This is a genomic window from Arthrobacter sp. SE2, from assembly GCF_058244265.1.
This window is the reverse complement of record NZ_JBZAYA010000012.1, coordinates 44,255-64,210: the sequence shown is the minus strand read 5'-3', so window position 1 is coordinate 64,210 and position 19,956 is coordinate 44,255. Positions and strand designations below refer to the sequence as shown.

Below are 19,956 nucleotides of genomic sequence, written 5' to 3'. Positions count from 1 at the left end.
TGCTCCTCGGCCGCGCTTTTCGCGGCAGAAACTCCAGCAAGTCTACTTGGGGGCTTTGGATTTGGTGAAATTGCAGATTCAGGGACCATTATTGGAACCTGGAGTCTGTTCGCGCAGGGACCGGACTGCTGCCTGGGCTACAGCCCGGCGCCTGCGCTGAATGCTTTCCCGGAACGGGCCAACATCCTGGTTTATCCGTCGGTGATTACTCGCCGCGGTTCTTCTGGATGATCTCGTCGGCAACTGCCTTCGGGACCTCGGCGTAGCTGTTGAACGTCATGGAGTACACAGCACGGCCCTGGGTCTTCGAACGCAGGTCACCGATGTAGCCGAACATGCCGGACAGCGGAACGTGCGCGCGGATCACCTTGACGCCGGCGGCATCTTCCATGGACTGCATCTGGCCACGGCGGGAGTTCAGGTCACCGATTACTTCACCCATGTATTCCTCAGGGGTGCGGACCTCAACATCCATCAGCGGTTCGAGCAGAACCGGGTTCGCCTTGCGTGCGGCTTCCTTGAAAGCCATACGGCCGGCGATCTTGAACGCCATTTCCGAGGAGTCAACATCGTGGTACGCGCCGTCAATCAGCGTGGCCTTGATGCCGACAACCGGGTAGCCGGCCAGAACGCCGTCGTTGAGTGCATCCTGGATGCCCGCGTCAACGGACGGGATGTACTCGCGGGGCACGCGGCCACCGGTGACCTTGTTCTCGAACGCGTACAGCTCGCCGTCGGCGGTGTCCATCGGCTCGATGGCGATCTGGATCTTTGCGAACTGACCCGAACCACCGGTCTGCTTCTTGTGCGTGTAGTCGTGACGCTCTACAGCGCGCTTGATGGTTTCGCGGTAAGCAACCTGCGGCTTGCCGACGTTTGCCTCGACCTTGAATTCGCGGCGCATGCGGTCCACCAGGATGTCCAGGTGGAGCTCGCCCATGCCGGCGATGATGGTCTGACCGGTGTCCTCGTTGAGGGAGACCTGGAAGGTCGGGTCCTCAGCGGAGAGCTTCTGGATGGCCGTGGAGAGCTTCTCCTGGTCACCCTTGGTGTTCGGCTCGATGGCAACCGAGATCACGGGCTCCGGGAAGCTCATGGACTCGAGGACGATCTGGTTGTTCGCGTCGCACAGGGTGTCGCCCGTGGTGGTGTCCTTCAGACCGATCGCTGCATAGATGTGGCCAGCGGTAGCGCCTTCAACAGGCATTTCCTTGTTGGCGTGCATCTGGAACAGCTTGCCGATGCGCTCCTTCTTGCCCTTGGTGGAGTTGACCACCTGTGCGCCTGCTTCCACGTGACCGGAGTACACGCGGATGAAGGTGAGCTGGCCGAAGAACGGGTGCGCGGCAATCTTGAACGCCAGGGCCGAGAACGGCTCTTCGGCAGAAGGCTTGCGGGTGAGCTCCTTCTCTTCGTCGCGTGGGTCGTGACCGACCATGGGCGGGACGTCGAGCGGGTTCGGCAGGAAGTCAACAACAGCATCCAGCATCGGCTGTACGCCGCGGTTCTTGAAGGCAGAACCACAGAGAACCGGGTAGAGCTCAGAGTTGATGGTCATCTTGCGGATGCCGGCCTTGAGCTCCTCGACAGTGAGTTCTTCACCCTCGAGGTACTTCTCCATGAGTTCTTCGGAAGCCTCGGCAACAGTCTCAACGAGCTGTGCACGGTATTCTTCAGCCTTGGCCTGAAGATCAGCGGGGATCTCCTGGACCTCGTACTTGGCACCCATGGTGACGTCACCCTTGGCATCGCCCGGCCACACCAGGGCGCGCATCTCAAGGAGATCCACAACGCCGATGAAGTCGTTCTCTGCGCCGATCGGCAGCTGGAGGACCAGCGGCTTGGCGCCGAGGCGGCTGATGATGGTGTCTACGGTGAAGTAGAAGTCAGCGCCGAGCTTGTCCATCTTGTTGACGAAGCAGATACGCGGCACGTTGTACTTGTCGGCCTGGCGCCAAACAGTCTCGGACTGCGGCTCAACGCCTTCCTTGCCATCGAAGACAGCAACGGCACCGTCGAGGACGCGCAGCGAGCGCTCGACCTCAACCGTGAAGTCCACGTGGCCCGGGGTGTCGATGATGTTGATCTGGTTCTTGTCCCAGAAGCAGGTCACGGCGGCAGACGTGATGGTGATGCCGCGTTCCTTTTCCTGTTCCATCCAGTCGGTCGTCGAAGCGCCGTCGTGCGTTTCGCCGATCTTGTGGTTCACACCCGTGTAGAACAGGATGCGCTCGGTGGTGGTGGTCTTGCCGGCATCGATGTGGGCCATGATGCCGATGTTGCGGACCTTGCTAAGGTCGGTAAGCACGTCCTGTGCCACGGTGTCTCCCTTTCGGATGGACTACACGTTCGCCGCCAGCTCAGGGAGCCGGCGGCGTACGGGAAGTTTTACCAGCGGTAGTGTGCGAAGGCCTTGTTCGACTCGGCCATCTTGTGGGTGTCTTCGCGACGCTTCACAGCGGCACCGAGACCGTTGGACGCATCCAGGATTTCGTTCTGGAGGCGCTCGGTCATCGTTTTCTCGCGGCGGGCCTTGGAGTAGCCAACCAGCCAACGGAGAGCGAGGGCGGTGGAGCGGCCCGGCTTGACCTCAACGGGAACCTGGTAGGTTGCGCCACCGACACGGCGGGAGCGGACCTCGAGGGAAGGCTTGACGTTGTCCATGGCCTTCTTGAGGGCGGCGACGGGGTCGCCACCGGACTTGGCGCGTGCACCTTCGAGTGCGCCGTAAACGATGCGCTCTGCGGTGGACTTCTTGCCGTCGATCAGAACCTTGTTGATCAGCTGGGTGACCAACGGGGAACCGTAAACGGGATCGGAAACTAGCGGCCGCTTCGGGGCCGGACCCTTGCGAGGCATATTACTTCTTCTCCATCTTTGCGCCGTAGCGGCTGCGGGCCTGCTTGCGGTTCTTGACACCCTGGGTATCGAGGGCACCACGGACGATCTTGTAACGGACACCCGGAAGGTCCTTCACACGACCACCACGGACCAGCACGATGGAGTGCTCCTGGAGGTTGTGGCCAACACCGGGGATGTAGGCGGTAACTTCAACGCCACCGTTGAGGCGGACACGTGCAACCTTACGGAGAGCCGAGTTCGGCTTCTTCGGGGTGGTCGTGTAAACGCGGGTGCAAACACCGCGGCGCATCGGGCTGCCCTTAAGCGCGGGAGCCTTGGTCTTGGAGACCTTCGGCGTGCGGCCCTTGCGGACCAGCTGGTTAATCGTAGGCACTTTCGTGTTCTCCGTTGGTTGATCTCTGCTCCGCGCCCAGGCGTTGGCCTGTGTTTGCGTGAGAGCTTTGGCGTTGTCCATGCGGCCCTGGTCCGAAGACCGGTGGGCGTGCAAAAGTGCGGCATTCGTTGCGCACGTAGCCCGCAACCCGGAAACAGGCTCCACCCAACATCATGAGAACAAAACCGAAATGATGCTGCGGCGGCCTTCATCCACTGCCACACAGAACAATTACCAAAATTCTAGCATGGCTTGATCTGAGGCCTTAATCGGGTGTAAAGGGGTGAACCACCGCGGCGGGTGCCGCCCGCCGTCGTCGGGCACTTAACGGGAAGGACCCCGTACTCACTGAGTACGGGGTCCTTACCTTGACTAGAAGACTTCTCAGCGGAAGTCGTTGCCGAGATCGTAGTCATCCAGCGGGATGGCGTGGAACTCGGGAGCTCCGTCGCCGCCCAGGGCGTCATACGAGAAGTCGGTGAAGGCGCTGGGGCCCGTGAACAGGCTTGCCTTTGCTTCTTCAGTCGGCTCGACGGTGACCTCGGTGTAACGGGGCAGGCCCGTACCGGCCGGGATGAGCTTACCGATGATGACGTTCTCCTTGAGGCCAAGCAGCGGGTCGCTCTTGCCTTCCATGGCCGCCTGCGTCAGAACGCGGGTGGTCTCCTGGAAGGAAGCGGCCGACAGCCAGGACTCGGTTGCCAGAGATGCCTTGGTGATACCCATCAGTTCCGGACGACCGGAAGCCGGGGTACGGCCTTCGGACACCACGCGACGGTTCTCGTCTTCGAAGCGGCTGCGCTCAGCGAGCTCGCCCGGAAGCAGATCGGAGTCGCCGGATTCGATGACGGTCACGCGGCGCAGCATCTGACGGACGATGACTTCCACGTGCTTGTCGTGGATGCCGATGCCCTGGCTGCGGTAAACGCCCTGGACCTCGTCCACCAGGAACTTCTGGGCGGCACGCGGACCCATGATGCGCAGAACCTGCTTCGGGTCCACAGGACCGTTGATCAGCTTCTGGCCGACGCTGACGTGCTCGCCATCCTCGATGAGGAGGCGGGAACGGCGCAGCACCGGGTAGGCGATCTCCTCGGAACCATCGTCCGGGGTGATGATGAGGCGCATCTGGCGCTCGGACTCTTCGATGGCGATGCGGCCGGCTGCTTCAGCAATCGGTGCAACACCCTTCGGAGTACGGGCTTCGAAGAGCTCCTGGATACGGGGCAGACCCTGGGTGATGTCGTCGCCACCGCTGGCGGAAACAGCACCACCGGTGTGGAACGTACGCATGGTCAGCTGGGTACCGGGTTCACCGATGGACTGTGCGGCGATGATGCCGACGGCCTCTCCGATGTCCACGGTCTTGCCTGTAGCCAGCGAACGGCCGTAGCAGAGCGCACAGGTACCGACCTTGGACTCACACGTGAGCACTGAACGGACCTTGACCTCGGTGATGCCGGCTGCGAGCAGCTCGGCAATGACGACGTCGCCGCAGTCGGTGCCGGCAGCTGCCAGCACCGCGCCCTTGGAGTCGACGACGTCGACGGCGAGGGTACGTGCGTAGGCGCTGTTCTCGACGTTCTCGTCAAGGACCAGCTCACCGTTGGAGTCCGGCACCGCGATTGCAGTCATGAGACCACGCTCGGTGCCACAGTCCTCTTCACGGACGATGACGTCCTGCGAAACGTCCACCAGACGACGGGTCAGGTAACCCGAGTTGGCGGTACGCAGCGCGGTGTCGGCCAGACCCTTACGGGCACCGTGCGTGGCGATGAAGTATTCCAGCACCGACAGGCCCTCGCGGTACGAGGACTTGATCGGACGCGGGATGATCTCACCCTTCGGGTTGGCCACAAGACCACGGATACCCGCGATCTGGCGGACCTGCATCCAGTTACCACGTGCACCGGAGGACACCATGCGGTTGATGGTGTTCATCGGGGACAGGCTGTCACGCATCGCCTGGGCGATTTCGTTGGTGGCCTTGTTCCAGATCTCGATCAGTTCCTGGCGACGCTCGTCGTCGTCGATCAGGCCCTTGTCGTACTGGCCCTGGATCTTGGCAGCCATGGTCTCGTAACGGGCCAGGATGGCCGGCTTGGAGGTAGGCACCTCGATGTCGGAGATTGCCACGGTGACGCCCGAGCGGGTTGCCCAGTAGAAACCGGCGTCCTTCAGGTTGTCCAGCGTTGCAGCCGTGACAACCTTCGGGTAGCGCTCCGCGAGGTCGTTGACGATCCGGGAAAGCTCGCCCTTGTCGGCAACAGCCTCAACCCACGGGTAGTCCTCCGGCAGGGTCTCGTTGAAGAGAACCTGGCCGAGGGAGGTCTGGACCAGTGCGACCTGACCCGGCTCCCAACCTTCCGGAGCTTCCCAGCCGGCGTAAGGGACAAAGCCCTCAAGGCGGATCTTGACCTGGGAGTTCAGGTGCAGCTCGCGGGCATCGTAGGCCATGATGGCTTCCGCAACCGAGGAGAAGATCCGGCCTTCGCCGGCGGAACCAACGCGCTTGGTGGTCAGGTGGTACAGACCGATGATCATGTCCTGCGAAGGCAGGGTCACCGGGCGGCCATCAGACGGCTTCAAGATGTTGTTGGAGGAGAGCATCAGGATGCGGGCTTCAGCCTGCGCTTCGGGGCTCAGCGGCAGGTGGACTGCCATCTGGTCGCCGTCGAAGTCGGCGTTGAAGGCGCCACAAACCAGCGGGTGAAGCTGGATGGCCTTGCCTTCAACAAGCTGCGGCTCGAATGCCTGGATGCCGAGGCGGTGCAGGGTAGGTGCACGGTTGAGCAGCACCGGGTGTTCGGTGATGATCTCTTCCAGCACGTCCCAGACCTGCGGGCGGTAACGCTCGACCATGCGCTTTGCCGACTTGATGTTCTGCGCGTGGTTGAGGTCAACCAGTCGCTTCATCACGAACGGCTTGAAGAGCTCCAGGGCCATCTGCTTGGGCAGACCACACTGGTGCAGCTTCAGCTGCGGGCCGACGACGATGACCGAACGGCCGGAGTAGTCGACGCGCTTTCCGAGCAGGTTCTGGCGGAAACGACCCTGCTTGCCCTTGAGCATGTCGCTCAGGGACTTCAGCGGACGGTTGCCCGGACCCGTGACGGGACGGCCGCGACGTCCGTTGTCGAAGAGGCTGTCAACAGCTTCCTGAAGCATGCGCTTCTCGTTGTTGACGATGATCTCCGGAGCGCCGAGGTCAAGCAGTCGCTTGAGTCGGTTGTTGCGGTTGATCACACGGCGGTAGAGGTCGTTGAGGTCGGAGGTCGCGAAGCGGCCACCGTCCAGCTGGACCATCGGGCGCAGTTCCGGCGGGATCACCGGGACGGCGTCAAGAACCATGCCAAGCGGGCTGTTGTTGGTGGTCAGGAATGCGTTGACAACCTTCAGTCGCTTGAGGGCGCGGGTCTTGCGCTGGCCCTTGCCGTTCTGGATGGTGTCGCGGAGGGACTCCGACTCTGCCTGCATGTCGAAGTTCTCAAGACGCTTCTTGATGGCTTCGGCACCCATGGAGCCTTCGAAGTACATGCCGTAGCGGTCGCGCAGTTCGCGGTACAGGCCTTCGTCACCTTCAAGGTCGGCGACCTTGAGGTTCTTGAAGCGGTCCCAGACCTGCTCGAGGCGCTCGATCTCAGCATCCGCGCGCTTGCGGACGTTGGCCATCTGACGGTCCGCGGAGTCGCGGGCCTTCTTCTTGTCCGCAGCCTTGGCGCCTTCACCTTCGAGGCGGGCAAGCTCGTCCTCAAGGTCACGGGCGATCGTGGCGATGTCGCTGTCGCGGTTGTCGACGAGCTGCTTCTTCTCGAGGTCGTGCTCCACCTGAAGGTTCGGCAGTTCCGCGTGACGGCTCTCGGTGTCGACGCTCGTGATCATGTAGGCAGCGAAGTAGATGACCTTTTCAAGGTCCTTCGGGGCCAGGTCAAGGAGGTAGCCCAAGCGGGAGGGAACACCCTTGAAGTACCAGATGTGCGTGACGGGAGCGGCCAGCTCGATGTGGCCCATGCGCTCGCGGCGCACCTTGGCGCGAGTGACTTCAACGCCACAACGCTCGCAGATGATGCCCTTGAAGCGCACGCGCTTGTACTTGCCGCAGTAGCATTCCCAGTCCCGGGACGGGCCGAAGATCTTCTCGCAGAAGAGGCCGTCCTTCTCGGGCTTGAGCGTGCGGTAGTTGATGGTTTCCGGCTTCTTGACCTCACCGTAAGACCAGCCGCGGATGTCTTCCGCGGTGGCGAGGCCGATCTGCATGAGGCCGAAGGAGGATTCGCTGGACATATGGTCCCTGTTCTCTCTTGTTCTCTAAATTCTGAAGTCTTGGGTTTACGGAAAGAGGCAGCTGCCTTGGCTGGCGGTCTGCACCGCCAGCCAGAGCGGCTGTTAGACCTCTTCTACGGAGCTGGGCTCTGCGCGAGACAGATCAATGCCCAGTTCTTCCGCAGCCGTAAAGACTGCGTCATCAGAGTCACGCATTTCGATCGTCGTACCGTCCGTGGAAAGAACTTCCACGTTCAGGCACAGCGACTGCATTTCCTTGATCAAGACCTTGAAGGATTCCGGAACGCCAGGCTCGGGGATGTTCTCGCCCTTGACGATGGCTTCGTAGACCTTCACGCGGCCGTGGATGTCGTCCGACTTGATCGTCAGCAGTTCCTGGAGGGTGTAGGCAGCGCCGTATGCTTCGAGCGCCCACACTTCCATTTCACCGAAGCGCTGGCCACCGAACTGTGCCTTACCACCCAGCGGCTGCTGCGTGATCATGGAGTACGGGCCGGTGGAGCGCGCGTGGATCTTGTCGTCCACCAGGTGGTGGAGCTTCAGGATGTACATGTAGCCCACGGAGATCGGGTCAGGGAACGGCTCGCCGGAGCGGCCGTCGAACAGACGGGTCTTGCCGGAGGAGTCGATCAGGCGGTCGCCGTCGCGGGTCACGTTGGTGGAATCCAGCAGACCTGTGATTTCCTCTTCGCGTGCACCGTCGAACACCGGGGTGGCGACAGTGGTCTGGCCGGATTCACGAGGCAGGTTCGGGAGGTTCTTGACCCACTCCGGCTCGCCTTCGATCTTCCAACCGGTCTTCGCAACCCAGCCGAGGTGCGTTTCGAGCACCTGGCCGACGTTCATACGACCCGGAACACCCAGCGGGTTCAGGACGATGTCCACCGGCGTACCGTCGGCAAGGAACGGCATGTCTTCGATCGGGAGGATCTTGGAGATGACGCCCTTGTTACCGTGGCGGCCGGCGAGCTTGTCGCCGTCGGTGATCTTGCGCTTGGCAGCAACGTAGACGCGGACCAGCTGGTTGACGCCCGGGGGCAGCTCGTCGTCGTTGTCGCGGTCGAAGACGCGCACGCCGATAACCGTGCCGGACTCACCGTGGGGAACCTTCAGGGAGGTGTCACGCACTTCGCGGGACTTCTCGCCGAAGATCGCACGGAGGAGGCGCTCTTCCGGAGTCAGTTCGGTTTCACCCTTCGGGGTGACCTTTCCGACCAGGATGTCGCCGGCTTCAACCTCGGCACCGATGTGGATGATGCCGCGCTCGTCCAGTCCTGCGAGGACTTCCTCGGACACGTTGGGGATGTCACGGGTGATTTCCTCGGCACCAAGCTTGGTGTCGCGGGCATCGATCTCGTGCTCCTCGATGTGGATGGAGGAAAGAACGTCCTCAGCGACGATGCGCTGCGACAGGATGATGGCGTCCTCGAAGTTGTGGCCTTCCCAGGACATGAATGCCACGAGGAGGTTCTTACCGAGGGCGAGTTCACCTTGGTCCGTTGCCGGGCCGTCAGCGATGATGCCGCCGACTTCGAGGCGCTGGCCTTCGTTGACCAGGACACGGTGGTTGTAGCAGTTGCCCTGGTTGGAACGGGCGAACTTGTTGATGCGGTAGCTGGTTTCCGTGCCGTCGTCGTTAAGCATGGTGACGAGGTCAGCGGAAACTTCGTTGACGACACCGGCCTTCTTCGCGATGACAACGTCACCGGCGTCGACGGCGGCAGCGCGCTCCATGCCGGTACCCACGAACGGGGCCTCGGAACGGACCAGCGGCACAGCCTGGCGCTGCATGTTGGCACCCATGAGGGCGCGGTTTGCATCGTCATGCTCGAGGAACGGAATCAGGGCGGTAGCCACGGACACCATCTGGCGCGGGGAAACGTCCATGAACTGAACTTCGCCGGCCGGAACCAGGACGGGCTCGCCTCCACCACCACGGGCACGGACAAGCACGGTTTCTTCCGCGAACTTCTTGTCGGCGTCGAGCGGTGCGTTGGCCTGTGCAATCAGGACTTCTGCTTCGTCGTCGGCGGTGAGGTACTGGACCTCATCGGAAACGACACCCTCGGACACCAGGCGGTACGGAGTCTCGATGAAACCGAACGGGTTGATACGGCCGTAGGAAGCCAACGAACCGATCAGACCGATGTTCGGGCCTTCAGGAGTTTCGATGGGGCACATACGTCCGTAGTGGGACGGGTGCACGTCTCGAACTTCCATGCCTGCGCGGTCACGGGACAGACCACCCGGGCCAAGGGCCGACAGGCGGCGCTTGTGGGTCAGACCCGACAACGGGTTGTTCTGGTCCATGAACTGCGACAGCTGGGACGTTCCGAAGAACTCCTTGATAGCTGCCACAACAGGGCGGATGTTGATCAGGGTCTGCGGCGTGATCGCTTCGACGTCCTGCGTGGTCATGCGTTCGCGGACGACGCGCTCCATACGGGACAGGCCGGTGCGGACCTGGTTTTCGATCAGTTCGCCGACGGCGCGGATGCGACGGTTGCCGAAGTGGTCGATGTCATCGATCTCGACGCGGAGCTCGTGGTCTTCGCCATCGCGCTTGCCCATGAGGGTCTTCTCGCCGGCGTGAAGCGCGACGAGGAACTTGATCATGGCCACGATGTCTTCAACGTGCAGGACCGAAGCTTCCTTGTCGCCAAGAGAGCGGTCGATGCCGAGCTTGCGGTTGATCTTGTAACGGCCGACCTTGGCCAGATCGTAGCGCTTGGCGTTGAAGTACAGGTTGTCCAGCAGGGACTGGGCAGCCTCGACGGTGGGCGGCTCGCCTGGACGCAGCTTGCGGTAGATGTCCAGCAGGGCGTCTTCGCGGGTTTCGGTGGCGTCCTTCTCCAGCGTTGCGCGCATGGAGTCGTACTGGCCGAACTCTTCGAGGATCTGGCCTTCGGTCCAACCGAGGGCCTTCAGCAGAACGGTGACCGACTGCTTGCGCTTGCGGTCGAGGCGTACGCCGACCTGGTCGCGCTTGTCGATTTCGAGCTCGAACCATGCACCGCGGGACGGGATGATCTTTGCAGTGAAGATGTCCTTGTCACTGGTCTTGTCAGCGGTGCGCTCAAAGTAGGCGCCCGGCGAACGGACCAGCTGGGAGACGACGACACGCTCGGTGCCGTTGACAACGAACGTTCCCTTCTCGGTCATGAGAGGGAAATCGCCCATGAACACGGTCTGCTGCTTGATTTCACCCGTGTTGTTGTTCATGAACTCGGCCTTGACATACAGCGGTGCCGAGTAAGTGGCGTCACGGTCTTTGCATTCGGCCATGGTGTACTTCGGATCAGCGAACTCCGGCTCGGAGAAGCTCAGGGACATAGTGCCCTGGAAGTCCTCGATGGGGGAGATCTCTTCGAAGATGTCGGCAAGTCCAGAGGTGGTGGCGACGCTCAGGTCGCCTTCCTCGACGGCCTTCGCTACCCGCGACTGCCAGCGTTCGTTTCCGACCAGCCAGTCAAAGCTGTCCGTCTGCAGTGCGAGCAGATTCGGAACGTCCAGCGGTTCGTGAATCTTTGCGAATGAGAGCCGGCGAGTTGCACCATCGGTGCTTGCCGTATTAGCGGTTTCGTTATTAGAGGTGCTCGAGGCGACCAAGAGGGATCCTTCCACAGACCTTCAGGCGTTTTCAGATCTCCCCCGCTTGCACCCTGCAGATTGAATCCGCAGTGTACCTTTCCGGTTCCGCTATATGACCCGGGACCCCCGCTGGCCAAGACCATGCGCGTTCTTAACGGCACGTCGATGGCGCAGCTGAGAGGTAAAGCCCACCGCTATATGAAGGCTGAAGGTTAACAGGGAAGACGCAAATATCCACAATACGGCAAATCAACCCACCTGTCTACCCCACATCCCGCCCGAATGCAAGCACAGTTGCTGCAGGCATCTATGCGGCCCGGCCCGATACTGCCCTGGGCGGAATGTTGATCCAGGCTCCATTGTTGAATGGAGAGGTGATGTACGCCACGGTAACCTAGGCTCACCACCCTTGATCGGAAGAGAGAAAATGAGCACCCCCTCAGACACAACGGACAACAACAACGACGTTGTCATCCTTTCCGCCAGCCGCACCCCACAGGGACGGTTGAACGGCCAACTGGCCGGGCTCACCGCCGTCGAGCTCGGCGCTCACGCCATTTCAGGCGCCATCGCGGCGAGCGGCCTCACCGCGGACAAAGTGGACGCAGTGATCATGGGACAGGTCCTGCAGGCGGGCGCCGGCCAGAATCCGGCCCGGCAAAGCGCCATCGCCGCCGGAATCGGCTGGAACATCCCGGCCGTCACCATCAACAAGGTCTGCCTCTCCGGACTGACTGCTGTAATCGATGCCGCGCGAATGATCCGCAGCGGGGACGCCGCCGTCGTGGTTGCCGGCGGCCAGGAATCGATGAGCCGCGCCCCCCACTTGCTGCCCGGTTCGCGGCAAGGGTGGAGCTATGGGGCGATACAGGCCCTCGACGTCGCGGCCCATGACGGCCTCACCGATGCGTTTGATGGCCAGTCAATGGGCCTGTCCACCGAGATCAAGAACCTCTCCCTAGGCATAGACCGCCGGTCCCAGGATGAAGTGGCGGCCGCTTCGCACCAGCGCGCGGCTGCGGCCGCGGCGCAAGGAGTGTTCGACGGCGAGATCACACCCATCAGCGTCAAGCAGCGCAAGGGAGCACCCTTGGTGCTGACAAGCGACGAAGGCATCCGCCCCCAGACCACACTGGAGACCCTGGCCCCCCTGAAGGGCGCCTTTGCCACCGACGGAACCATCACCGCCGGCAACTCCTCTCCCCTGTCCGACGGCGCCTCCGCACTCGTTCTCACGAGCCGCCGCTTTGCCGACGAGAACGGCCTTGACTACCTCGCCGTCGTCGGCAAGCCCGGCCAGGTAGCCGGACCCGACAACAGCCTGCATTCGCAGCCTTCGAACGCGATACGGCACGCCCTGGACCGCGCGGGGTGGACCACGGGCGATCTGGACTTCATCGAGATCAACGAAGCCTTCGGTTCGGTTGCGGTGCAGTCCTTGAAGGACCTGGACTATCCCTTGGAGAAGTGCAACGTCCACGGCGGAGCCATTGCGATCGGACACCCGATCGGTGCCTCAGGAGCGCGTCTAGCCCTCCACGCGGCCCACGAGCTGAAGCGCCGCGGGAAGGGCAAAGCTGCGGTCGCCCTTTGTGGTGGCGGTGGCCAAGGCGAAGCACTGCTTCTCTACCGCGACTAGATCTTTGGCGTATTCGGCAGCGGGAGCGGCCATGAACGGAAATGGAGCATGAATGCGGGGCACTGAGCGATTCCTCGCCGACGCGGCCGCCCGCGGACTCGACGTCCAACTCGTGGAGCGGGCCGCGGCAAGCAGCCTTGACGAAGCGGCCCGCATCATGGGGATCAGTCCGGCGGACATCGTGAAGTCCCTCGTGGTCAAGCACCGGGATGGCACGTTCCTGTTTGCGCTGGTTCCGGGTGACCGCCAGATCTCCTGGCCCAAGCTGCGCGCCCTTCTGGGCGTCAACAAGCTGTCCATGCCCTCGGCAGACATCGCCTTCGAGGCAACCGGCTATGAGCGCGGTACCATCACGCCGCTGGGAAGTTCGAAGCCCTGGCCGGTCTATGCCGATGCCACCATCGCCGGACGCAGGATCTCCATGGGCGCAGGCGAACACGGATTCAGCGCTTTCGTGAAGGCCGATGAGCTGGCAGCCGCGCTGCAGGCCGTAGTCGCCGACATCAGCGACCCCATCTGAGCAACGCGGGGTCACTTACGGCCCATCCAGCGGCACCCAATGGGCCGTAAGTGACCCCGCGTTGCCCTTAAACGCAGGAAAGCCCCGCCCGGACGAATCCGGACGGGGCTTTCTGGGTAAAGCGGCGAGTTACTTGACAGTAACCGTTGCGCCTGCAGCTTCGAGCTGGTCCTTGGCCTTCTCAGCGGCTTCCTTGGTGGCGCCTTCGAGAACAGCCTTCGGTGCACCGTCAACCAGGTCCTTGGCTTCCTTGAGGCCGAGGGAGGTGATGGCGCGAACTTCCTTGATCACTGCGATCTTCTTTTCACCGGCAGCTTCGAGGATGACATCAAATTCGGTCTTCTCTTCAACTTCTTCGCCAGCGCCGGCGCCAGCCGGGCCTGCAACTGCAACAGCAGCAGCAGTAACTTCGAAGGTCTCTTCGAAGAGCTTGACGAACTCGGAGAGCTCGATGATGGTCAGTTCCTTGAAAGCTTCAATGAGCTCTTCGTTGCTGAGCTTCGCCATGTTTGGCGTCCTTCCTTTAGGTGGTGCTGCCACGGACGTCGTCCGTTACTGCACCGCAGTTTGAATGGGGAGAACTTAGTTCTCTTCGGTTGCTGCTTCAGCGGCTTCAGCCGGAGCGGCAGCCTCTTCTGCAGCAGCCTCGGCGGGAGCCTCTTCGGCAGCCGGTGCTTCTTCAGCGGCCGGTGCTACAGCGCCGCCCTCTTCTTCAAGCTTGAGGCGCAGAGCGTCAATGATGCGTGCAGCCGCGGCAGCAGGTGCCTTGAGGATGCCTGCAACCTTGGCGAGCTGCAGCTCACGGGACTCGAGGGCTGCCAGTGCGGCAACCTCTGCTGCGTTCAGTGCCTTGCCTTCGAAGTAGCCGGTCTTGATGACCAGCTGCTTGTTGACCTTGGCAAAGTCCGTCAGGCTCTTGGCGGCAGCAACCGCGTCACCCTTGATGAATGCAATTGCAGTGGGGCCGGCGAGCTGACCGTCGAATGCTTCGACACCAGCTTCCTTGGCTGCAATGGCGGTCAGGGTGTTCTTGACGACCGAGAACTTGGTGTCCAGGCCGAGAGAAACACGCAGCTGCTTGAGCTGTGCAACAGAGAGCCCACGGTATTCGGTCAGGACAGCGGCGTTCGATTCCTTGAAATCGTTGGTGATCTCAGCTACCGCAGAGATCTTGCTAGGCGTTGCCATAACCCTCCTTCCGGGGAATAAAGCCGGTTTTCCGGGTCCCCGCTCAAAAGAGCTGCAACTAAAAAACGCCCCGCGCAGATGCACGGGGCTTGGCTCAACACGATCGAATGATCGCGGAGACTTGCTTCGTTCACCTGCGCCGGCCGCCCTTTGTCAGGGTCCTTCGTCAAGGAATCCACTTGGTTCTTCCGCGCGTGGCTGCAGAGTTGAGCTGCGCCCGGAGGAGTGGATTCCCATCAACCGACGGTCTTTGGTAGTTCAAGCTTACGGGACGGGCAAGTGCATCGCCAAATCGCGCGGCCTTACTCGGAGGAGGTGACCCGCGGGCCCATGTTCGGCAGTTCCTTCTGCCACAACCCCGTGACCCCGGCCGTGGTGAAACCCAATTGCTTGTTCACCGTCAGCAGGTACCGGTTTTCGGGCGCATTCCAGGTGTAGATCACCCGGGCGTCGGGGAACTGTTCGCTAAGGCGCTGCATGTTGGCGACCTTGATGAGGAGCCCGAGCTTGTTTCCCCGGTGCTCCTGCAGGACGATCGTGTCGTCCTGGAAGACGACGTCCTGGCGTTGCGCCAGGACACCGATCGTGGTGAGTCCGACGATCCGCCCGCTCGCGACGTGCTCGACGGCGGTGACCACCGTTCGGCGCCCCTGCGCGACGGCGGCGTCCTCCGCCTGCCGCAACACACCGGCGTCGAACACTAACTGCTGCTGTTCGGCCTCGGCAGTCTCGCTGCCCTCGGACACCACTTCTCCGGCCGCGTTCTCCAGCGCGGCCACTGCTTCGAGCCACTGTTGCGGGCAGCGATCGGTCCAGTGGTGGACCCGATAGCGGCCGGCGTTCGCGGCTTCGGCCTCGGCCTCAAGCTCAGCGACGAGTTTTGAATCCAGCGGGAGCGCACAGGAACTGAACTGTTCGATGTGCTGGAGGGTGTAACCGGTACGACGGGCAAAGTCGACCTCGCGGCTGGCCAGGGGAACGAAGCCCAGGCCGCTGCCAGGTACCAGCTGGCCCTCGGCACCGCCGCGCAAGGACTCGGCAGGGTGGTTGGTGTCCACCATGATCATCGTCCGGCCCTCGCTTTTCGCGAAATGTTCGGCAGCTTCCAGAAGCTGCCGGCCGACGCCCCTGCGCTGGAATTCAGGAAGGATGTCGAGGGTGAACTCGGCCAGGTCCATGTTGTCGGCAAGGGGCAGCGCGATGTCCACGGTACCGACAATGCGGCCGTCGACGCGGGCTACGAGAATGACCTGGCGTTCGTAAGGATCGCCGAGTTCGAGCAATTTCTCCAAGGGAGTGTAGGCGAGATCGTCCGTGCCCCAGATCTGCATGCGGACCCTGCGGCTGACTTCGACGGCCGCCAGGAAATCCTTGGCGTCATCGGCGTCAAGGGAATCCGGGATCCAGAGTTGGCCGATCTCCACCGTGCTCGTCATTTGATCCTCTTTTGCCATTCGCCGTCGTATCCCGCCGGTTTGAAGCCGAGCTGTACGTTGATGGACAGCATATGTTCGTTTTCCTCGGCGTTAAAAGTCATGACGCGCTGGACGGCTGGGAATTCCGTTTGCAGCCTGCGCAGATTGGCCAGTTTCACGAGCATTCCCAGTCCATGGCCCCGGTGCGGCTTTGCCACCAAAGTATCGTCCTGTTCGGCCACCCAGGGCTTCGCTGGATCAAGGTAGATCACGGTGTACGCGACGAGCTCCCCTGTCCGCCGATGTTGCGCAGCGGCCACAAGGGCAGTCTGGCCCTCGGCAAGCGCTGTGTCCTCGAGTTGCCTGACGCGCCCAGCGTCCCAGGCCTCTGCCTCGATCTCGAGCCCTCCGGCCGGGGTGTCCGTGCTCATCCGGCCCATCAGCACGGCCATGTGGTCCACGTATTCTGCGGGGCACCGGTTCGTCCAGGCAAGGACCGCATAGGCGGCGTCGGCCTTGGAATGTGCCGCAAGCTCCAGGCTTGACCACTCCCCGCTGTGGTCCATGTCCAGGCTGCTGAATCTGCTGGCCTGTTCCAGGCTGTATCCGTTCTTGAGGCAGAAGGCCACTCCCGGACTGTCTTCGGGCACTCCCCCGGGTACTCCTCCTGCTCCTGCGGAACCGATCGGGTGTTCGGTGTGCGCCTGCAGGATGTGCCTCCCCTGTGCCTTGGCAATCCCCTCGACGGTGCGGAGCAGTGCGGTTCCGATTCCATACCGGCGGTGCCCCTCCAGAACATCTACATGGAGCCAAGCGGTGTGGACGTTGTCCTTGAGCGGAACCTGGCAGGAAGCGTAGCCGACGATGCTTCCGTCAACCCGGGCGAAGAAGTTGCTTGAGGCCTCGTATGGGGAATCCCGCCATCCGGCGAGCCGGGCCTGCGCCGATGATGCCCGGTCCAGGTTTCCCCAGGTTTCCAGCACCATGGCATCCATTACGGAGGAAAGCTCCCGGAATTCCTTGGCGTCCGGCCCATCCAGGGACTCCGGCAGGTGGAGCTCATGGATGCTGAAATCCGGAAGCCGGTCTGTCATGCCCTTAGCCTAATCAGCGGTCGCTACGCGCGATAGGTGCCGGTTTGCATACAACGAAAGGACCGCCCGGCGAATGCCGGACGGTCCTTTCAGAGTCGATGCTCCCGGTGGCTTACGCCTCGGTGAGAACCTTGGTGACGTTCGGGTCAACGGAGATGCCCGGGCCGAACGTGGTGGCGACCGTAGCCTTCTGGATGTACCGGCCCTTGGAAGCGGACGGCTTCAGGCGAAGCACCTCTTCCAGAGCGGCTGCGTAGTTCTCGGCCAGCTTCAGTTCATCGAAGGAAACCTTGCCGATGATGAAATGCAGGTTCGAGTGCTTGTCGACGCGGAAGTCGATCTTGCCACCCTTGATGTCGTTGACAGCCTTGGTGACGTCTGCGGTCACGGTACCGGTCTTCGGGTTCGGCATGAGGTTACGCGGGCCGAGGACCTTACCGAGACGGCCAACCTTGCCCATGAGGTCCGGGGTTGCCACTGCGGCGTCGAAGTCGGTCCAGCCGGCTGCGATCTTTTCGATCAGGTCATCGGAACCAACGAAGTCGGCGCCTGCAGCGATTGCTGCTTCGGCCTTGTCGCCCGTTGCGAAAACCAGGACGCGGGCAGTCTTACCCGTGCCGTGCGGCAGGTTGACGGTGCCGCGCACCATCTGGTCGGCCTTACGCGGGTCAACGCCCAGACGGAAAGCGACCTCAACGGTGGCGTCGAACTTGGACGGGTTGGTGTCCTTGGCGAGCTTGATGGCCTCGAACGGGGCGTAGAACTTGTCCGCCTCGATCTTGGCTACGGCTGCCTCATATGCTTTGCTGCGCTTTGCCATGCTGCTTATTCTCCTTGTGCAGTTGTGGTCTGCGGACCGCGCTGGGCCCTGCCACAGTTGGGAATCCGGCGTGGATCTCCAACATTTTCAATATTTCAATGGTGCCGGTTTCCCGGCGGGAGGAGATTAGCCCCCGACTGTATCTAATCGTCGAAAAATCTCCGGGACTCACTTCCGGCGAGTGCTTCGTTCCTCAGCCCTCACCGTCTGTTCATTCCTCGATTATTCGACAGTGATGCCCATGGAGCGTGCGGTGCCGGCGATGATCTTGGCAGCGCCCTCAAGGCTAGTGGCGTTGAGGTCTTCCATCTTGGTGGTGGCGATCTCGTTCACCTGTGCCTGGGTCAGCTTGGCAACCTTGACGGTGTGCGGCGTGGCCGAACCCTTTGCAACGCCCGCAGCCTTCTTGATGAGCTCTGCAGCCGGCGGGGTCTTGGTGATGAAGGTGAAGGAGCGGTCTTCGTAGACCGTGATTTCAACCGGGATAACGTTTCCGCGCTGGGCTTCCGTTGCAGCGTTGTACGCCTTGCAGAATTCCATGATGTTGACACCGTGCTGGCCAAGCGCAGGACCGATCGGCGGGGCCGGGTTGGCGGCACCTGCCTGGATCTGCAGCTTGATGAGGCCGGTGACCTTCTTCTTGGGAGCCAATGTAGGTCCTTCTCTCAATAACTTCCTAGGACACAGGAGCGTGCCTCAGGTTTATGGCCGCCATGGCAAGGCGACCGACCGCTCCGTGGCTGCTAAGCGGGCAACCGCGGGGCGAAATTCTTGGATCAACTAGATCTTGGTGACCTGGTTGAATGCGAGCGTAACCGGGGTTTCGCGTTCGAAGATCGACACCAGGACCACAAGCGTCTGGGAATCCATCTTGATCTCGGAGATCGTGGCGGGAAGTGTCTCGAATGGACCTTCCTTGACGATGACCGACTCTCCGACCTCGAAGTCGATGTCGACGGGCGTCTGGTGCTGCTTGTTGACCGGCTTGCCCTTTTCGGCCTGCTGCTCTTCGAAGACCGGAGCCAACATGGAGAAGACCTCGTCGAGGCGAAGCGGAACCGGGTTGTGTGCGTTGCCTACGAAGCCGGTAACACCGGGAGTGTGGCGGACGGCGCCCCAGGATGCGTCGGTCAGGTCCATGCGGACGAGGACGTAACCCGGAATGCGTACGCGGTTGATGATCCTGCGCTGGGCGTTCTTGATCTCAACCACTTCCTCCATGGGCACCTGGATCTCGAAGATGTAATCTTCCATGTCCAAGGTCTGGATGCGGGTCTCAAGGTTGGCCTTGACGCGGTTTTCGTAGCCGGCGTAGGAGTGGATGACGTACCAGTCACCTTCCTGGCGGCGAAGCTTGGCCTTGAACTCCTCAGCGGGGTCGGCGGGCGCTACAGCTGCAGCGGCGGCCAGGGCGTCGGCGTCGTCGGACGCGTCAGCAGACTCGTCGTCGGCGTCGGACACCTCGGCGTCGGACTCATCGGCGTCGTCGACGTCGGCAGTTTCGGGCGCAGCAGAATCGACCTCGGATCCTTCCACGGCGTCAGCCGTGGCGTGGGCCGTGCTTTCAGCGGGCCCATCCAGCTCAGTCTCAGTTACCTCGAGCTCCTGCTCAGACACTTGGTCTCCTGCTTCCTCATTGCCTAACATGCCTATTTAAATGGCTCAATTCCGCAAACCCTGCGAAATCCCTTGATTTTCCGGGGATTCCACGCGGTTTGCGGAGCGATCCGCTTAGTGGTTCGTGGTGCCAGTAGCGCCGAAAACCCATTTGATTCCCGTACCGAAAGCCAGGTCCAGGATGGTGACGACCAGCATCATGATGGCCACGAACACCAGCACCACGACTGTGTAGTTGACCAGTTCCTTACGGGTGGGGGCAACTACCTTCTTGAGCTCGCCAATTACCTGGCGAACAAAAAGCGCAATTCGAGCGAAGAGGCCGGAATCGGACTTCTTGGCAGGGCGGCCCTTCGAGCTGCTCGCAGCTGTTTCGGTCACCTGATCCTCACTCATCTATGCAAACGTCGTTGACCCGACTCTGATCAGAGTCATGGTTGCTGCGCTTGTTCCGAGCAAAACCCGGAACAGCTTGCGCAGGGCAGACAGGACTCGAACCTGCAACCTGCGGTTTTGGAGACCGCTGCGCTACCAATTGCGCCACTACCCTATG

At 61.8% G+C, this 19,956-nt stretch carries 15 protein-coding genes and 1 tRNA gene; 2 read left to right on the top strand and 14 right to left on the bottom strand.

The features are described from left to right. Window positions 1–205: 205 nt before the first annotated feature. The 5 genes from fusA to rpoB form a co-directional block, all read right to left on the bottom strand. Complete coding sequence (gene fusA / locus AC4CS3_RS16530; RefSeq protein ID WP_236812282.1) at window positions 206–2,320, bottom strand: elongation factor G; 2,115 nt, start codon at window positions 2,318–2,320, stop codon at window positions 206–208. Window positions 2,321–2,388: 68 nt separating this feature from the next. Next, window positions 2,389–2,859, bottom strand: a complete 471-nt coding sequence (gene rpsG, locus AC4CS3_RS16525; RefSeq protein ID WP_059387355.1) for a 30S ribosomal protein S7 — start codon at window positions 2,857–2,859, stop codon at window positions 2,389–2,391. A 1-nt stretch (window position 2,860) separates the two neighbouring features. Beyond that, window positions 2,861–3,235, bottom strand: coding sequence for a 30S ribosomal protein S12 (gene rpsL, locus AC4CS3_RS16520; protein ID WP_009358312.1), 375 nt, complete (start codon window positions 3,233–3,235; stop codon window positions 2,861–2,863). Between the two features lie 384 nt (window positions 3,236–3,619). After that, window positions 3,620–7,519 carry a DNA-directed RNA polymerase subunit beta' gene (locus AC4CS3_RS16515; protein ID WP_490784373.1) on the bottom strand — a complete coding sequence of 1,300 codons (3,900 nt, stop codon included), beginning with the start codon at window positions 7,517–7,519 and terminating at the stop codon, window positions 3,620–3,622. A gap of 102 nt (window positions 7,520–7,621) precedes the next feature. After that, entirely contained in the window at window positions 7,622–11,128 is a 3,507-nt protein-coding gene (rpoB, locus tag AC4CS3_RS16510) for a DNA-directed RNA polymerase subunit beta (protein ID WP_078108119.1), read from the bottom strand. Between the two features lie 409 nt (window positions 11,129–11,537). Between rpoB and AC4CS3_RS16505 the strand changes: the two genes are divergently transcribed. Both AC4CS3_RS16505 and AC4CS3_RS16500 read left to right on the top strand, forming a co-directional pair. Further along, a complete protein-coding gene (locus AC4CS3_RS16505; protein ID WP_490784372.1) occupies window positions 11,538–12,749 on the top strand; it encodes an acetyl-CoA C-acetyltransferase in 1,212 nt (403 codons plus the stop codon). Window positions 12,750–12,801: 52 nt separating this feature from the next. After that, window positions 12,802–13,269, top strand: a complete 468-nt coding sequence (locus AC4CS3_RS16500; RefSeq protein WP_490784371.1) for an aminoacyl-tRNA deacylase — start codon at window positions 12,802–12,804, stop codon at window positions 13,267–13,269. Window positions 13,270–13,398: 129 nt separating this feature from the next. Here the strand turns inward: AC4CS3_RS16500 and rplL are convergent, their stop codons facing one another. The 9 genes from rplL to AC4CS3_RS16455 form a co-directional block, all read right to left on the bottom strand. Continuing rightward, on the bottom strand, window positions 13,399–13,776 hold the full coding sequence (rplL, locus tag AC4CS3_RS16495; protein WP_234749044.1) for a 50S ribosomal protein L7/L12: 378 nt from the start codon (window positions 13,774–13,776) through the stop codon (window positions 13,399–13,401). A gap of 75 nt (window positions 13,777–13,851) precedes the next feature. Further along, a complete protein-coding gene (gene rplJ, locus AC4CS3_RS16490) occupies window positions 13,852–14,457 on the bottom strand; it encodes a 50S ribosomal protein L10 (RefSeq protein WP_234749043.1) in 606 nt (201 codons plus the stop codon). Window positions 14,458–14,759: 302 nt separating this feature from the next. Beyond that, complete coding sequence (locus AC4CS3_RS16485; protein ID WP_441411878.1) at window positions 14,760–15,911, bottom strand: GNAT family N-acetyltransferase; 1,152 nt, start codon at window positions 15,909–15,911, stop codon at window positions 14,760–14,762. Beyond that, window positions 15,890–16,966 carry a GNAT family N-acetyltransferase gene (locus AC4CS3_RS16480; RefSeq protein ID WP_490784370.1) on the bottom strand — a complete coding sequence of 359 codons (1,077 nt, stop codon included), beginning with the start codon at window positions 16,964–16,966 and terminating at the stop codon, window positions 15,890–15,892. The genes AC4CS3_RS16485 and AC4CS3_RS16480 overlap by 22 nt, the downstream gene beginning before the upstream one ends. 112 nt (window positions 16,967–17,078) lie before the next feature. After that, window positions 17,079–17,786 carry a 50S ribosomal protein L1 gene (rplA, locus tag AC4CS3_RS16475; protein ID WP_234749040.1) on the bottom strand — a complete coding sequence of 236 codons (708 nt, stop codon included), beginning with the start codon at window positions 17,784–17,786 and terminating at the stop codon, window positions 17,079–17,081. 222 nt (window positions 17,787–18,008) lie between these two features. Continuing rightward, on the bottom strand, window positions 18,009–18,437 hold the full coding sequence (rplK, locus tag AC4CS3_RS16470; protein WP_028265119.1) for a 50S ribosomal protein L11: 429 nt from the start codon (window positions 18,435–18,437) through the stop codon (window positions 18,009–18,011). A 129-nt stretch (window positions 18,438–18,566) separates the two neighbouring features. After that, window positions 18,567–19,403 carry a transcription termination/antitermination protein NusG gene (gene nusG, locus AC4CS3_RS16465; RefSeq protein WP_490784369.1) on the bottom strand — a complete coding sequence of 279 codons (837 nt, stop codon included), beginning with the start codon at window positions 19,401–19,403 and terminating at the stop codon, window positions 18,567–18,569. Between the two features lie 114 nt (window positions 19,404–19,517). Next, a complete protein-coding gene (gene secE, locus AC4CS3_RS16460; RefSeq protein WP_059387348.1) occupies window positions 19,518–19,799 on the bottom strand; it encodes a preprotein translocase subunit SecE in 282 nt (93 codons plus the stop codon). A gap of 81 nt (window positions 19,800–19,880) precedes the next feature. Then, window positions 19,881–19,953 (bottom strand) — tRNA-Trp (locus AC4CS3_RS16455). Between the last annotated feature and the right edge of the window lie 3 nt (window positions 19,954–19,956).

Coding starts and splice junctions, on each gene's coding strand:
- rpsG (WP_059387355.1), bottom strand. CDS start 2,859: ATGCCTCGCAAGGGTCCGGCCCCGAAGCGGCCGCTAGTTTCCGATCCC.
- AC4CS3_RS16515 (WP_490784373.1), bottom strand. CDS start 7,519: ATGTCCAGCGAATCCTCCTTCGGCCTCATGCAGATCGGCCTCGCCACC.
- AC4CS3_RS16505 (WP_490784372.1), top strand. CDS start 11,538: ATGAGCACCCCCTCAGACACAACGGACAACAACAACGACGTTGTCATC.
- AC4CS3_RS16500 (WP_490784371.1), top strand. CDS start 12,802: ATGCGGGGCACTGAGCGATTCCTCGCCGACGCGGCCGCCCGCGGACTC.
- rplL (WP_234749044.1), bottom strand. CDS start 13,776: ATGGCGAAGCTCAGCAACGAAGAGCTCATTGAAGCTTTCAAGGAACTG.
- rplJ (WP_234749043.1), bottom strand. CDS start 14,457: ATGGCAACGCCTAGCAAGATCTCTGCGGTAGCTGAGATCACCAACGAT.
- AC4CS3_RS16485 (WP_441411878.1), bottom strand. CDS start 15,911: ATGGCAAAAGAGGATCAAATGACGAGCACGGTGGAGATCGGCCAACTC.
- AC4CS3_RS16480 (WP_490784370.1), bottom strand. CDS start 16,966: ATGACAGACCGGCTTCCGGATTTCAGCATCCATGAGCTCCACCTGCCG.
- rplA (WP_234749040.1), bottom strand. CDS start 17,786: ATGGCAAAGCGCAGCAAAGCATATGAGGCAGCCGTAGCCAAGATCGAG.
- secE (WP_059387348.1), bottom strand. CDS start 19,799: ATGAGTGAGGATCAGGTGACCGAAACAGCTGCGAGCAGCTCGAAGGGC.